Below are 15,267 nucleotides of genomic sequence, written 5' to 3' on the forward strand. Positions count from 1 at the left end.
GGTTTCAGATTAAGCGACTTTTCTATTAAGCGACTTTGCTATTAAGTGGCTGGGGCTTCTTTATCATAAGCTCGCTTGGATCAAAATCATCAACATTGATGGTTTCTAAACGATAGCTTTCTGCATCACGTAATATTTGAGCTTGGTTTTCATCAATCCAGGCGTTGTCTAAACCGATGTCTGCCAATTTATCCAATTGAACAAAAGCACGACGCTTACCCAGCTCTTTGCAAATGTGTTCGAAGATCGGCTCGGCTTGTAAGATCACCTCTAAAGCGCGTTCAATTTTACCCGCAGGATTATGTTCGCTTGGTTCAAGATATTGATTGCGCCCAATGCGAGAACGGGTTTGTGATGGTGTTTGTAAAAGCTGCGCTACTTGGTGGTCTAATTTATCACTAGGCGCTTGACGCACTTTACCCAATGGTAAGATGATCATTCGCATCAAGGTTGCCGCTCCGCGAGATGGGAAATTACGTAAAAAATCCTCTATGGCTTGTTCGGCTTGATACAAAGAATCTTGTACGCCCCAGTGTACCAAAGGTAAATCGGCTTCTTGATAACCTTCAAGTTCAAATCGTTTCAAGGTGGCTGAGCTTAAATATAATTGGCTTAATACATCGCCAAGACGAGCAGAAAGACGCTCTTTGCGCTTCAATGAGCCGCCTAAAACAGCCATTGAAATATCGGACATGAAGGCGATGTTCGCACTGTAACGATTGAGTTTTTGATAATAGCCTTTAATTTGATCATGAATAATGCCATTAAAGTTCGCATCAGTTGGCACCGCATAATCTGAACCTCGACCATCGGTCAACCCTAACCAAAAGCTACGTATTGCATTACTCATGCTAAAACCAATATGACCAAACACCGCACGATCAAAGCGTGATAGGGCATTTTTCTCGCTTGAATGAGCCGCCTCCATTTCTTCTAAAACATAAGGATGGCAACGGATAGCACCTTGCCCATAAATGATCATAGAACGGGTTAGAATATTGGCCCCTTCAACTGTAATGGCAATCGGAGCACTTTGATAACCACGAGCTAAGAAGTTAGCAGGGCCCATACAAACGCCTTTACCACCGGCAATGTCCATCGCATCAATTAAGGCGCGCTGGCCTCGGTGGGTACAATGGTATTTAACAATAGCTGAAATAACGGAAGGCTTTTCTCCCAGATCGATACCAGTGACGGTCAATTGGCTTGCCGCATCCATCACATAAGCATTACCAGCTAGGCGTGCTAAAGGTTCTTCGATACCTTCCATATGACCGATAGGTTGCTTAAATTGACGACGAATACGAGCATAAGCTCCGGTGGCTAAGGCGGCGGTTTTGGTTCCTCCGGTTGAATTCGACGGCAGCGTAATACCGCGACCTACCGACAAACATTCCACTAGCATGCGCCAACCTTGTCCTGCCATTTCAGGGCCACCGATGATGTAATCTAATGGCACAAAAATATCGTTACCTTGGGTCGGGCCATTTTGGAAAGGGATATTTAATGGGAAGTGGCGGCGGCCAATTTTTACCCCTTGGGTATCCGTTGGAATTAAGGCACAAGTAATGCCGATGTCTTGTTGATCACCGAGTAGACCATCAGGATCGCGCAGTTTAAAAGCTAAACCAAGTACGGTTGCAACAGGTGCTAGCGTAATATAGCGTTTATTCCATGTTAGGCGCATCCCAAGCACTTCTTTTCCTTGCCATTCGCCTTTGCACACAATGCCATAATCTGGGATAGCGCCCGCATCAGAGCCTGCTTCTGGGCTAGTTAAGGCAAAACATGGGATTTCTTTGCCTTCAGCCAGGCGAGGTAAATAGTAGTCTTGTTGTTCTTGAGTACCGTAGTGCTGTAGCAATTCACCAGGGCCTAATGAGTTTGGTACGCCAACTGTTGATGATAACACACCAGATACGCCTGTTAATTTTTGTAATACCACTGATTGGGCATAAGCAGAAAATTCTAAGCCGCCATACTTTTTCTTAATGATCATGGCGAAGAATTTATGCTCTTTAAGGTATTGCCAAATTTCGGGAGGTAGATCAGCTAACTCGTGAGTGATCTGAAAATCGTTCGCCATACGGCAGACTTCATTGACTGGGCCATCGATAAAAGCTTGCTCTTCAGCTGACAGTTGAGGGGCTGGAATAGCTGAGAGTTTTTTCCAGTCAGGTTTGCCTTTGAACAATTCGGCTTCCCACCATACGGTACCAGCATCAATGGCTTCTTTTTCTGTTTGTGACATTGCCGGTAAGATGCGGCGAAATACCGTTAAGATGGGTTTGGAGAACAAAGCACAGCGGATAGATGGGATGGCGATAAGCGCCGAGCCCAGAATAAAGAGCCCGAGCAGAAAGGCAGAAAAGCCACCCATTAACGTTGAAATCACTAAGATTACCGCCATTGAGGCTAAGGTGATAATTTGAGATTTACGGTGATATAAACAAAATCCTAACGCAATAAAGGCGAGGATCAATGTGAATAGGGTGGTCATCGTTGTCTTCCTTATTATGATGAATGAGAGCGTTTGTTGAACGTTACGTTATGATGTCTTTTAGGTCGTTACGGGGTTTATTGTTCTTTATTATTGGATTGCAGTTAATAATTGACGTTAATAGCAATTACCCGACACTAACAATATCTGGTCATACCAGTAAATTCATTGTAGTCCTCTTGTTGCTTAATTGTAAAAGGTTGGCATGGTCAAAAAGTGATCCAAAGCATGAAATAAATGTTTTAAACCTATGTTTAGCTTTTTGTCGTGATAACAAGCAAAGGCAAGCAGAAATGAACCATAAAATTTGCGAGCAACGGGTGACAGAGGTTGTTCTTTATGGGTAAACTCGAGGTTGATAATAATCCAAATAAGGGAAACTCCCATGTATCAAGATTTGATCCGAAGTGAATTAACCGAAGCGGCTACTGTGCTGAATGCGTTTTTAAGTGATGATAAAAATATCCAAGATATTGAAGCTGCCGCTAAGCTGATTGCTGATGCGTTTAAACAAGGTGGCAAAGTTCTGTCTTGTGGTAATGGTGGTTCACATTGTGATGCAATGCACTTTGCTGAAGAATTAACCGGGCGCTACCGTGAAAATCGTCCGGGTTATCCTGGAATTGCGATTTCAGATCCCAGCCATCTATCATGCGTGAGTAATGATTTTGGCTATGAATATGTGTTCTCTCGCTACCTTGAAGCAGTTGGTCAACAAGGCGATGTACTGTTTGGCTTATCTACTTCTGGTAACTCAGGTAACATTTTAAAAGCGATGGAAGCGGCGAAAGAAAAGGGCATGAAGACAATTGCTCTGACCGGTAAAGATGGCGGTAAAATGGCAGGTATTGCTGATGTTGAAATCCGCGTTCCTCATTTTGGTTACGCTGATCGTATTCAAGAAGTACATATTAAGATCATTCACATTGTGATTCAGTTGATCGAAAAAGAAATGGAAAAATAACCGCCATGACACTCACTCATGGCTCTGAGAATGGGTGAGTGTCATTGAAATACGATTTAAGGAAAAATGAATGTGTGAACTGCTCGGTATGAGCGCCAATGTCCCAACGGATATTTGCTTTAGTTTTACCGGATTAATTCAACGTGGTGGTAAAACTGGCCCGCATCGCGATGGCTGGGGAATTACTTTCTATGAAGGAAAAGGGTGTCGAAATTTTAAAGATCCGAACCCAAGCTGCCATTCTAAAATTGCTGAGTTAGTACAAAATTATCCGATTAAAAGTTGTGCAGTAATCAGTCATATTCGTCAAGCGAATCGGGGGGAGGTGAATTTAGAAAATACCCACCCGTTTACCCGAGAACTTTGGGGCAAAAACTGGACATTTGCTCATAATGGTCAGTTGACGGGTTATCAAGATTTAGATACCGGACGTCACCGCCCAGTTGGCGAAACGGATAGTGAATTATCTTTTTGTTGGATTTTAAAACAATTAGAACAACGTTATCCAGAACCACCTCATGCTCGTCAAATGGCTGAAGTTTTTCAGTTTGTAGCACAGTGCTGCGATCATCTTAAAAGCTTAGGTGTATTCAATATGCTCTTGAGTGATGGTGAATACGTGATGATGTATTGCACCAATAATCTTCATTGGATTACGCGCCGTGCTCCTTTTGGTCAGGCGACCCTAATCGATGAGGATGTGACCATTGATTTTCAGCAGGAAACCACGCCAAACGATGTGGTGTCGGTTATTGCAACTCAACCATTAACTGATAATGAACGCTGGCATAAGATGAAGCCGGGTGAATTCGGTGTGTTCCAATTTGGTGAACTGATTTTGGATAACAGTTTAGAGCTGCTCGACAAATCGTTTGCTTAGAGATATTTAGGCACTCGGTTTAGGCGCGAGCTAGCTTTGTCATAGTAGGTAAGAGAGCAGTAGGTCAGATAATAAAATGGTGAGATTGTGCTTGATATTAAGTAAGAGCTAAGCACAATCTTCCCCGCAACCCGCAACCCGCAACCCGCAACCCGCAACCCGCAACCCGCAACTGCTCTAATCTTCTGCGTATCCATGCAAACCAAGTTGCTGTCCATCGAGATAAGCATGATTGCCTTTCATGACTAAGCGATCATCTACAAACCATTGGGTAACTAGTGGGTAGATCTGATGTTCTTGTACTAAGACGCGCTCAGCTAAGGCTTCGGCATCATCATCTTCAAAAACGGGAACTTTAGCTTGCAAGATCACTGGGCCACCATCGAGTTCTTCGGTCACAAAGTGTACGCTAGTACCATGTTCTTTATCACCGGCTTCAATAGCACGCTGGTGGGTATGAAGGCCGGAATATTTAGGCAGAAGCGAAGGGTGGATATTGAGCATTTTACCTAAGTAATGCTCAACAAAATTCGCACTGAGAATGCGCATATAGCCAGCTAGAATCACCAAGTCAGGTTGATAATCATCAATTTGCTTCATCAATTGGCTATCAAAGGCTTGGCGGTCTGGTTGGTTTTGTGGTGTAAGAAAGTCTTGTGCTGAGATAGCGTGAGCCGCAATACCATGCTGACGAGCTCTTTCTAACCCATAAGCACTTTCTTGATTAGAAAATACAGCAGCAATATTGGCTTTAATTTGTCCTGATTCACAAGCATCAATGATGGCTTGTAGATTGCTACCATTCCCTGAAACCAATACCACTATCTTTTTCATGTTTTTCCTAAACTCGGTTATTTTTTGCTGATTGAGGTTTACTTGAGATAACAAAATTAAGGTGAGGGAAGCCGAAATAAGAAAAATCTTGATAATAAAATGAGCCTTAAGCCAAAATGCTCTCGGCTCTCGGCTCTCGGCTCTCGGCTCTCGGCTCTCGGCTCTCGGCTCTCGGTATTAGTTAATTTCTACTTGAGCTTCGCCTGTTGCCGCATGAGCAACTTGACCAATTACCCAAGCATGCTCACCTTCCGCGTTTAATAATTCCACGGCGGCTTGTGCTTGGTCTTGTGGTAATGCCACAATTAAACCGACACCACAGTTAAAGGTACGATACATTTCGTAAGTTTCCACATTACCTTTTTGCTGTAGCCAGGTGAAGATTGCCGGCCATTCCCAGCTGTTACCATCGATAACGGCTTTGGTATTTTCCGGTAATACGCGAGGGATATTTTCCCAGAAACCACCACCAGTGATGTGAGAGATCGCATGAATGTCATGAGTCTCAATCATTTTTAAAGCTGATTTGATGTAGATTTTGGTCGGTTCAATTAAGTGTTGACCAATAGTACGACCTTGTAAATCTTCGTTTAAGTCCGCTTGAGAAACTTCTAAAATTTTACGAATTAAAGAATAACCGTTGGAGTGAGGGCCACTGGAAGCTACGGCAATTAAAGCATCGCCAGCTGCGACTTTAGAACCATCGATGACATCGGCTTTTTCAACGACACCAACACAAAAACCGGCCACATCGTAATCTTCGCCTTCGTACATACCTGGCATTTCAGCCGTTTCACCACCGATAAGTGCGCAACCTGCTTGGATGCAGCCTTCACCAATACCGGCAACCACGCTAGCCGCAGTTTCTACATCGAGCTTACCCGTTGCATAATAATCTAAAAAGAAGAGAGGTTCGGCACCTTGAACGATAAGGTCATTGACACACATAGCGACTAAGTCGATACCAATGGTGTCATGTTTTTTCATATCTAGAGCAAGGCGTAACTTGGTTCCCACACCGTCGGTGCCTGAGACCAAAAGAGGTTGCTTGTATTTAGTGGGAAGTTCGCATAATGCACCAAAACCACCGATGCCACCCATCACTTCTGGACGACGAGTGCGCTTTACCACACCCTTAATTTTATCAACTAATGCATTACCTGCATCAATATCAACACCAGCGTCTTTATAGCTTAGAGAAGAATTGTTACCACTCACGGGGATATCCTCGCTTTGATTTTGATTGGATGTGAAAAACGGCGCTATTCTAACAGGGGATGAAACAAAAAGGAAAACGTTTGCGTCATTTTTTATTTGTCGCTATTTTTCTCTCTAATGTGGTTATTTTAAATGATATCTATCAACCATTTCGCCATTTTTTAGAGTATACTTGTCCAGTTTGTCAAAAATCTAAGCATGGAGTAGGACATGAAAGTCGTAGAAGTTAAGCACCCATTGGTTAAACATAAACTTGGTTTAATGCGTGAATCTGATATCAGTACTAAACGTTTCCGTGAATTAGCCACTGAAGTTGGGAGCCTTCTTACTTATGAAGCGACCTCTGATTTTGAAACTGAGAAAGTGACCATCGAAGGTTGGAACGGTCCAGTTGAAATTGATCAAATCAAAGGTAAGAAAGTTACTGTAGTGCCTATTCTACGTGCCGGTTTAGGTATGATGGATGGAGTACTTGAGCACATGCCAAGTGCGCGCATCTCGGTCGTAGGTGTTTATCGTGATGAAGAAACACTAGAACCTATTCCGTACTTCAATAAATTAACCTCTAATATCCATGAGCGTATCGCATTAGTTGTTGATCCAATGTTGGCAACTGGTGGCTCAATGATCGCAACCATCGATCTTTTAAAAGAGCAAGGTTGTCAACAGATTAAAGTATTGGTGTTAGTTGCGGCGCCAGAAGGGATTGAAGCGTTAGAAAAAGCTCACCCTGATGTGGAGCTTTATACCGCAGCAATCGATGAAAAATTGGATGACAAAGGTTATATCGTTCCTGGTTTAGGCGATGCCGGTGATAAAATCTTCGGTACTCTATAATTTTTGATTCTTTTTCAATGATATTTGACGGAATTATTTACACAAAAGCGACTCTATAGAGGGTCGCTTTTTTATTTTATAACAGGCAACGTTCCGCTGTTTTTTCCGATTAGGCTGAAAGAGAGTCAAGGGAAGCACAGTGGAGATTGAGATATCTATCTTGAAATCAGGTATGATAGCTCGCTTAAATTTATCAATGTTTTCTCTCTAATTTATTTGAACAATAGAGATGAAAATGACTTAGCTCTTATAGATCAAATCAGGTTGGTTATGCGTTATTTTGTTGCCCCTATTATTCTTTCACTGTTATTACCTACTTCGGTGTTTGCGAAGACCAAAGTGGATATTTATCATGCGGAAGTGCCTTTAACTCAAGAAAAAAATTCTCGTTCTATTGCATGGAGCCAAGGGTTAGAACAAGTGCTGATTAAAGCATCGGGTGATGTCAATATTACTAATAATCCTGTCATTCAAAAGGCGGCTCGAGATGGTTCGGATTACCTGGCTAAGTTTACTTACGGTAAGCTAGATGGTCAGCAAAGTCTGGATATGCAATATAATCCAAAACAAATCCATGCTTTATTACAACAAGCTAAGGTGTCTTTTTGGCCTGCTGAACGTGAAAATCTATTAGTGTGGTTAGTACAAGATGACAATGTCAATCGTGAAATTGGTTGGGAACAATCAGGGTTAGACTCAGTTCATGATTTACAAGTTTCTGCGCAACAAGCCGGGTTACCGATCACCTTGCCATTGGGTGATATGGATGACTTAACTAAAATTTCTGCGACTGATTTATGGGGGAGTTTTGCTGAACCCTTACAACAGGCTAGCGTGCGTTATCCAGTGGATGCGGTATTAGTATTAAAGCTTACTCAAAATGGTGATGCGTCGGAAGTGAATTGGCAGTTGTATGATGGCGTACCTCAACAGATAGAGCAAAACCCGCAACCTACCTTGAATGGTACGGAATCGGCAAGCAGTGAGTTGGCGTTGTCACAAGCCATTCAAAAAGTGAGCGCTTATTATGCCAACAAAAATAAACCTGATACTCAATCGAAAACAGTGGATGATGATCTTTTGGCGAATTTTTCGGGTATAAAGTCAGCGTCGGCATTTTTTGATTTGGAAAGACGTTTAAATAGTTTGGATAGCGTGGCGACGGTTCAAGTCCGCTCGATTCAAGCTGATAGCGTGACTTTTGAGGTACAATTACTCACCACCGAAGAAGCGTTTAAGCAACAAGTTACTCAGCAAAAAGGCATATCATCCGTTGCTGCGCCGATTCAGCCGGCGTTAGCCCCACAAGCGGAAACTACAGCCGATTCTGAGCAAGGACAGCCTCAAAGTGAGACGGCCTCATCACCTCAAAAGACTGAATCACAAGCAGCGTCAACAGAAAAATCTTTGTGGTTTGGTTTAGCTCCATAATAAAACCTTATCACGATCAGAATCACTTAGGCTGATCGCATATTGATTTTGTGAATAAAAGAGCCAAACAAAAAGCGAAAGAAAAGGGACCCTAGTTAGAGTCCCTTTTTTCTATCTTAATTTTTGCTCTTATTGAGCTTTGAGCTTTTAGCTTTTAGCTTTGGGCTTTGGGCTTTGGGCTTTTAGCTTATTGCGCTGTTTCTAAAATTTGACGTGAACGAGCTAAATCGATAGCAGCGTGTTCACCTAGCTGTAGCATCCCGTGGGCCTCTAAGCTAGTCATTGCAGTATCAATATCGGCAGCGTTTAAATCAATTTCAGACAATGAAACCGGTGTTTTCATTTGTGAGAAAAATTGTTTGGTTTTTGCAATTGCGGCATCAATACGAGCATCTTCTGACCCTTCCGTAATATTCCAGATGCGTTCTGCGTATTGGAGTAACTTCGCTTTTTTCTCTTCACGACACACATCCATAACCGCTGGCAAAACAATGGTCAAGCTGCGGCCATGGTCGACACCAAAGTTACCGGTTAACTCATGACCAATCATGTGTGTGCTCCAATCTTGAGGAACGCCCACTCCGATCAAACCACTTAACGCTTGTGTTGCGGCCCACATTACGTTGGTTCGAGCTTCAAGGTCTTGCAAGTTATCAATAAGCTTTGGACCTTCTTCGATTAACGTCAACAGAATACCTTCCGCAAAACGGTCTTGGATTTTAGCATTGACCGGATAAGTGAGGTATTGCTCCATAACGTGCACGAAAGCATCGACGACACCATTAGAGGTTTGGCGTTCTGATAGGCTTAATGTGGTTTGGGGATCTAATACTGCAAATTGTGGACGGATGAATGGACTCATGAAAGGCAATTTGTTTTTGCCGCGAGTCACTACTGCACCAATGTTGGTTTCCGAACCCGTTGCCGGAAGAGTCAGAATACAGCCTAATGGTAGGGCGGATTCTACAGGTGCACGTTTAGCTAAGATATCCCAAGCTTCATCACCTGAGAAATTGACAGCAGCGGCGATGAATTTTGTTCCATCAACTACGGAGCCACCACCGACCGCTAGTAAGTAGTCAAATCCTTCTGCGCGAATTTTGTCGACCGCTTTCATTAAAGTATCGTATTGTGGGTTTGGCTCAATACCAGAAAATTCATCCCAGTTATGCTCTTTTAATGCAGCGACCACTTGATCGTATACGCCATTACTTTTAATTGAGCCGCCACCATAAGTGACTAAGATTTTTTTATCTTTAGGGATACTGCTGGCGATTGCCGCGATTTGACCTTGGCCAAAATGAATTTGTGTGGTGTTTTGGTAACTAAAGTTGTTCATGTATTGCTCCTGCTAAAATTAACCGCATTAGAGATCTCTGGTGCTGACCAGTGTCATGGTCCGTCTGCGGCTAAAATCGAGTATTAACTCAGTGTAAATATGTCATGTTGTCTACGGATTGATCGTTATTTTGGGTTAATGTCTTGCTGGATTTATTTACAGCTGAATTAACATTTTTCCGATATTTTCACCATTGAATAGACCAAGGAAAGCATTAGGCGTTGATTCAATACCGTGTCGTACGGTTTCTTTCCAACTGATTTTTCCTTCTTTGACCCATTGGCTAAGTTGCGCCACATAATTGGGGTAATGTTCCCAGTGATCTGAGACAATAAAGCCTTGAATTTTTAAACTCTTTTTAACGATGTTAGCCAGGTTATTCGGTCCGGCTTTGGCGTCTTCTAAATTATATAAATCAATCATTCCACAAACGGCCATACGACCATATCGGTTTAAGAGGTTGAGGGCCGCTTCAAAATGATCACCGCCAACGTTTTCATAACACAGGTCAACGCCATCAGGGCAATGTTCTGCCAAGGCGGCCTCAAGCTGTTGTGCGTTGTGATAATCTTTGTAGTTAATCACGGCATCCACACCAAGTGATTGCAACCATTCAATTTTTTCAGCACTGCCAGCACTACCGATAACGCGACAACCTTTAAGTTTCGCAAATTGACAGACTAGGCTGCCGACAGCACCTGAGGCGGCAGAGACTAAGACGGTATCGCCTTCTTTTAATTCACCGATGATATTCAAGCCGACCCAAGCGGTGAGTCCCGGCATTCCTGCCACGCCAAGAAAGCTTTGATCTGGGAGTTCGGTGTGCGGTAGCTTTTGCACCATGTCACCATTCGATACGGCGTATTCGCGCCATCCGAGCATGCTGTTGACTTTGTCGCCTACCTTGAAATCGGGGTGCTTAGATTCAATAACTTCACCAATAGCAGAGCCTTGCATCAGCTCACCTAATTGAAACGGTGGCACATAGCTTTCTGCATCAGACATACGACCACGCATATAAGGGTCGACTGATAACCAAAGGTTTTTAATGACAATTTGACCATCAGTAATCGCACTGATGGTTTCAGTTTGGAGTTCAAAACAATCAAGGGTTGGCAATCCTGCTGGGCGCTGTTTTAAAGCATAACCTTTACTTTCAATGGGCATCGGAACCTCTATATGTGATGAAGAACTTTCAAATTAGATTTTTAGATTAGCCGTAAATGTAATATATTCCTAATGCATAATTTTGATTACCAAAATGAGTAAAAATCATATCATGAATAAGTTAAGCCAAGTTGATTTAAATTTATTAGTGGCACTGCAAGCCTTGATACGAGCGAAAAGTGTGACCAAAGCGGCGATTCAACTGAATATTACTCAATCGGCAATGAGTCGCACTTTACAGCGATTAAGGCATCAGTTCGGCGATCCTCTATTTGTTCGCACTAAAGGGGGGTTAATTCCAACGGAACGCACCATCGAAATGTCGAGCTCTCTCGATTGTTTGTTGCAACATGCGGAAACCTTGTTAAATCCTGCTGCTTTTGAGCCACAAGATGCTCATACTCATTTTGCCTTAATGATGAGTGATTTCTTTTCTCAGGTGTTTATGCCGCCAGTGTATAAAACTTTATTTGATCAAGCGCCGGGCGTGTCTTTAACCTGCTTGAATCGCCAGCCTGACATGATGGAAAAATTGTCATTAGGTGAGGCTGATTTAGGGTTTAGTAGCAATGTACAAAAAGCGCAGGCGGATATTTATGCTCAAGCTTTAGGCCCTGATCGTTTGGTCACGATCATGCGTAAAGGTCATCCATTAGCGGATAAAGAATTAACTTTGCAAGCTTATTGCGACAGTGCTCATGCCTTAATCACTATGGGAGGCGATCGCGCTGGGGCGATTGATGTGGCGCTGGCCAAGATTGGTCATAAGCGCAATGTGGTATTAAGAATGCCGCATTTTACTGCAGCTCCTTATGCGGTAGAACAGAGTGATTTGTTACTGACGTTACCGGGTTGTTTGGCGAAAAAGATGGCTGAACAACTGGATATTGTGATTCGTCAGCCACCGATAGAAACCGCAGATTACCAATATTATATGGTTTGGCATGCTAGACAACATAATAACTTGGCGCATCGTTGGTTAAGAACGGAAATTCAAAAAGTGATCTCGCAAGCCTTTGAAGATTAATAGCCAAGACGATTATTTTTGATGTTCAAATTTGGCCTTTTCTTGTTTTTCAACTTCTGAAAGGCGAGTTAATTTAAGGCCAAGTGCTTTGCCTTGTTGTCTTGCGTATAAGATGTTGCCCACAAAATTAAGACTGGTTAGGATAAGTTCTACCGCGGCTAACCAGCGCTCGCCATTATCAACGTATAAAAGAGTCAAAGAATGCAAAAAGTAAAACATTAAAATAAAGTTCGCCCACGCATGGGTGTAAGGCTTACCTTTGATAATGCCGATAAAAGGCAGCAATAACGGTATGCACCAACCGACCGTGACTGCGGTTGGATTGAGGTCGGGGTGTGGTGAAAGGAATCCGTGCCATAAGATAACCCAAGCTAATAAGGCCAAGTAACTGAGCAGCGCTAAATAGCGAGAAGCATGAAGTGAAGGTTGGGGTGCGTAAGTCATAAATCCATTTTCAACTAGAGACGGTCGGAAGATGATAAAGCCAATGCGACTTTGGCTAAACGTTGACCTTGAGCAAATGCTAACTCGGTCACTTGTTTATCTAAAAATTGTTGGTTTTCCTTACTCACAGAGCTGGCTCCATAGGGAGTCCCTCCTTTAAAGCTAGTGTGTAATTGAGGTTCAGAATAAGGGATCCCTAGAATCAACATGCCATGATGTAACAGCGGTAACATCATTGATTGCTGAGTGGTTTCTTGTCCACCATGGGGTGATGACGAGCTAGTGAAGACACAAGCGGGTTTATCGATTAAGGCTCCTGATAGCCACAGTGAGCTGGTTTGATCCCAAAAGTGCTTCATTGCAGCACTCATATTGCCAAACCAAACCGGGCTACCTAAGGCTAAACCATCACATTGTTTCAGTTCTTGTATATCCACAATTGGGTCGAGGGGCGAATAGTCACTGGCCTCGATTTCCGCGACAGTTCGTAAGCGCGCTTGGCAATGAGGAACACTTTCAATACCTCGAGCAATGTGGCGAGCCAATTGTTGAGTTGTACCATGGCGGCTATGGTACAACACTAACAAGCTCACTTGATGAGTTGGCGTGAGGCTCATAGGATCTCAAGTACTTGTTCTGGTGGGCGACCATGACGGGCTTGACCATTAGCGACTACGATGGGGCGTTCGATCAATTTAGGGTGAGCGGCCATAGCTTCGAATAATTGCTGATCAGTGACTTGAGCTGCTGCTAAGTTCAGCTGTTTATAAATATCTTCTTTAGTACGCATCATGTCACGTACCTCATTTAAACCAAGCTGTTGGAATAATTGTTGTAACGCTTCAACACTAGGGGTGTCATCTAAATATTTAACGATTTGTGGTTCAATACCTTTTTGTGTCAACAGTTCTAAGGTTTGACGGCTCTTTGAACAGCGTGGATTGTGATAAATAATAACGGACATAGTGTATTCCTGTATTGGATAAATGATTATTGTAATGCTGCAAAACGTTGTTGCTCGAGGCGTAATTGATCAATTCGAGCATCGTAACGGGCTTGCTGTAAACTGCCTAATTTAACAATTTGGCTGGCCCGGGTGTAATTGGTTATCGCTTTATTCCAGTTGGCACTCAGGGCAAAGATTTCAGCTTGAGCCGCTAATTGTTCTGCTTCATTGGCAAGGTGACCATTTGCGTCTGCCAATAATGACCAGCCAACCGGTTGATCTGGGTTGGCGTGTGTGTATTTTTGCAAAATTGAAATGGCTTCTTTATTCTGGTTGGCTTCAATTAAGACATTGGCATAGTTAATGGTTAAGACGCTATTGCCAGGTTTTCTTTCCAACGCTTTTTTTAACAAGCTTATTGCCGTGTCATATTGCTTTTTATGGATATATAAATCTGCGGCAGCATCTAAGTAAAAATTATTATAGGGATCGCTTTGTAATAATCGGGTTAAGATCGACTCTGCTTGGCTAATTTTACCGCTGTCTAAATACACCAAAGCTTGTCCATACTCTAAGGTTGGTTTCATGATTGGGGTGGCGGACTTTAATTTGCGATTAAACCAATCTAAGGCGCGATCAGAATCAATATTGGCATAGCGTGCCACCACTCGCGCTTTGGCAAGGTGGAAATCAAGTGAAACTGGGGGATTGACTCTTGGGTATTGTCCTGCTCGATCTCTGGCTTCAGTTAAGCGCGATTTTGGTAATGGGTGACTCAATAACATCGGTGGTGGCGTGCTGGCATAACGATATTGATCGGCAAGATGACCAAAAAAGTTAGGCATACCTTCAGGATCAAACCCGGCTCTGGCTAAGGTCGCGATACCAAAGCGGTCGGCTTCTTGTTCATTAGAGCGAGTGTAGTTAATACTGGCTTGCATCGATCCTGCGGTTGTAGCATTGACGGCGGCAATCCCGGCTTCGGGAGAGGCAATCGCAAGCAATAATGAACCGACTAATGCCGCAATGGTGAGTGGGGTGCGGCGAGCCTGATCTTCCATGTGTCTGGCTAAGTGACGTTGCGTGATATGGGATATTTCGTGAGCAAAAACAGAAGCCAATTCACTTTCGTTGCTTGCATGCAAAAATAATCCAGTATTGGCGACGACATAACCACCAAAAAAGGCGAAGGCGTTGACGCTGCCATCTCGGATAAGATGGAAATGAAAGGGCGTTTTGACATCATTTGCATTAGCGACCAACTGGTGGCCTAAAGCAGTAATATACTCATCCATTACCGGGTCATTAATAATAGGGCTGCTGCTGCGTAAGATTCGCATATAAGCATCCCCATATTCGAGCTCTTGAGCAATAGTCAATGTGCCAGCCGCAGTGGTCCCTATATCCGGCAAATCTTGTTGGGCATAAGCGACAGGTTGTAGGCACAGTAAAGTCGAAAGACAAACACAGGCGGTAGTGCGAAAAAATTGGCGCATATCGTTAAGCAACATCCATTTATGAATTTACGTTATAAAGTCAATGATTGAGAGTTTATCTTTTGTTACTCAATTATATAAGACCTTATGCCCTCTACTTGGTTTCTTTTTTGTATAAACTATTTATACTCGCTGGGATTCAAATCATAAAGTCATTTGGTCGAGTTTTGCATAAAAATGGATA

14 protein-coding genes are annotated in these 15,267 nt (G+C 43.0%); 5 read left to right on the top strand and 9 right to left on the bottom strand.

Annotated features, from left to right (window positions below; all coding sequences use genetic code 11):
- Positions 1 to 25: 25 nt before the first annotated feature.
- A complete protein-coding gene (fadE, locus tag VCA1004_RS03645) occupies positions 26 to 2,500 on the bottom strand; it encodes an acyl-CoA dehydrogenase FadE (protein ID WP_086982632.1) in 2,475 nt (824 codons plus the stop codon).
- Between the two features lie 385 nt (positions 2,501 to 2,885).
- Between fadE and lpcA the strand changes: the two genes are divergently transcribed.
- The gene (gene lpcA / locus VCA1004_RS03650; RefSeq protein WP_086982636.1) at positions 2,886 to 3,464 is read left to right on the top strand and encodes a D-sedoheptulose 7-phosphate isomerase; all 579 of its coding nucleotides are present in this window, start codon (positions 2,886 to 2,888) and stop codon (positions 3,462 to 3,464) included.
- A 70-nt stretch (positions 3,465 to 3,534) separates the two neighbouring features.
- Positions 3,535 to 4,344, top strand: a complete 810-nt coding sequence (locus tag VCA1004_RS03655; protein WP_086982638.1) for a class II glutamine amidotransferase — start codon at positions 3,535 to 3,537, stop codon at positions 4,342 to 4,344.
- A gap of 177 nt (positions 4,345 to 4,521) precedes the next feature.
- Here VCA1004_RS03655 and purN read toward each other — a convergent pair whose 3' ends face one another.
- Together purN and purM are read right to left on the bottom strand one after the other, a co-directional pair.
- Entirely contained in the window at positions 4,522 to 5,178 is a 657-nt protein-coding gene (purN, locus tag VCA1004_RS03660; protein WP_086982640.1) for a phosphoribosylglycinamide formyltransferase, read from the bottom strand.
- Positions 5,179 to 5,355: 177 nt separating this feature from the next.
- The gene (purM, locus tag VCA1004_RS03665; protein ID WP_086982642.1) at positions 5,356 to 6,396 is read right to left on the bottom strand and encodes a phosphoribosylformylglycinamidine cyclo-ligase; all 1,041 of its coding nucleotides are present in this window, start codon (positions 6,394 to 6,396) and stop codon (positions 5,356 to 5,358) included.
- A gap of 210 nt (positions 6,397 to 6,606) precedes the next feature.
- Between purM and upp the strand changes: the two genes are divergently transcribed.
- Both upp and VCA1004_RS03675 read left to right on the top strand, forming a co-directional pair.
- The gene (gene upp / locus VCA1004_RS03670) at positions 6,607 to 7,233 is read left to right on the top strand and encodes a uracil phosphoribosyltransferase (RefSeq protein WP_086982644.1); all 627 of its coding nucleotides are present in this window, start codon (positions 6,607 to 6,609) and stop codon (positions 7,231 to 7,233) included.
- 270 nt (positions 7,234 to 7,503) lie between these two features.
- A complete protein-coding gene (locus VCA1004_RS03675) occupies positions 7,504 to 8,664 on the top strand; it encodes a DUF2066 domain-containing protein (protein WP_086982646.1) in 1,161 nt (386 codons plus the stop codon).
- Positions 8,665 to 8,851: 187 nt separating this feature from the next.
- On the opposite strand, the gene VCA1004_RS03680 is transcribed toward VCA1004_RS03675, so the two are convergent.
- Complete coding sequence (locus VCA1004_RS03680) at positions 8,852 to 10,003, bottom strand: iron-containing alcohol dehydrogenase (protein WP_086982648.1); 1,152 nt, start codon at positions 10,001 to 10,003, stop codon at positions 8,852 to 8,854.
- A 156-nt stretch (positions 10,004 to 10,159) separates the two neighbouring features.
- Positions 10,160 to 11,170, bottom strand: coding sequence for an NADP-dependent oxidoreductase (locus tag VCA1004_RS03685; RefSeq protein WP_086982651.1), 1,011 nt, complete (start codon positions 11,168 to 11,170; stop codon positions 10,160 to 10,162).
- A gap of 94 nt (positions 11,171 to 11,264) precedes the next feature.
- On the opposite strand from VCA1004_RS03685, the gene VCA1004_RS03690 reads away from it, so the two are divergent.
- Complete coding sequence (locus tag VCA1004_RS03690) at positions 11,265 to 12,197, top strand: LysR family transcriptional regulator (protein ID WP_086982652.1); 933 nt, start codon at positions 11,265 to 11,267, stop codon at positions 12,195 to 12,197.
- 12 nt (positions 12,198 to 12,209) lie between these two features.
- On the opposite strand, the gene VCA1004_RS03695 is transcribed toward VCA1004_RS03690, so the two are convergent.
- From VCA1004_RS03695 to bepA, 4 genes are read right to left on the bottom strand one after another with little or no spacing between them, the layout of a single operon-like run.
- Complete coding sequence (locus VCA1004_RS03695; protein ID WP_086982654.1) at positions 12,210 to 12,641, bottom strand: DUF2069 domain-containing protein; 432 nt, start codon at positions 12,639 to 12,641, stop codon at positions 12,210 to 12,212.
- Positions 12,642 to 12,655: 14 nt separating this feature from the next.
- Entirely contained in the window at positions 12,656 to 13,258 is a 603-nt protein-coding gene (gene wrbA / locus VCA1004_RS03700) for an NAD(P)H:quinone oxidoreductase (protein WP_086982656.1), read from the bottom strand.
- Positions 13,255 to 13,605 (bottom strand): arsenate reductase (glutaredoxin), encoded by a 351-nt coding sequence (gene arsC / locus VCA1004_RS03705; protein WP_086982658.1) that lies wholly within the window; start codon positions 13,603 to 13,605, stop codon positions 13,255 to 13,257. Before arsC ends, wrbA begins: the two co-directional genes overlap by 4 nt.
- Before the next feature lie 26 nt (positions 13,606 to 13,631).
- Positions 13,632 to 15,083: a beta-barrel assembly-enhancing protease gene (bepA, locus tag VCA1004_RS03710; protein ID WP_086982660.1), complete on the bottom strand. Its 1,452-nt coding sequence runs from the start codon at positions 15,081 to 15,083 to the stop codon at positions 13,632 to 13,634.
- Positions 15,084 to 15,267 lie beyond the last annotated feature (184 nt).

Origin of the sequence: Vibrio aphrogenes (genome assembly GCF_002157735.2) — a bacterium.
Lineage (GTDB): Bacteria > Pseudomonadota > Gammaproteobacteria > Enterobacterales > Vibrionaceae > Vibrio > Vibrio aphrogenes.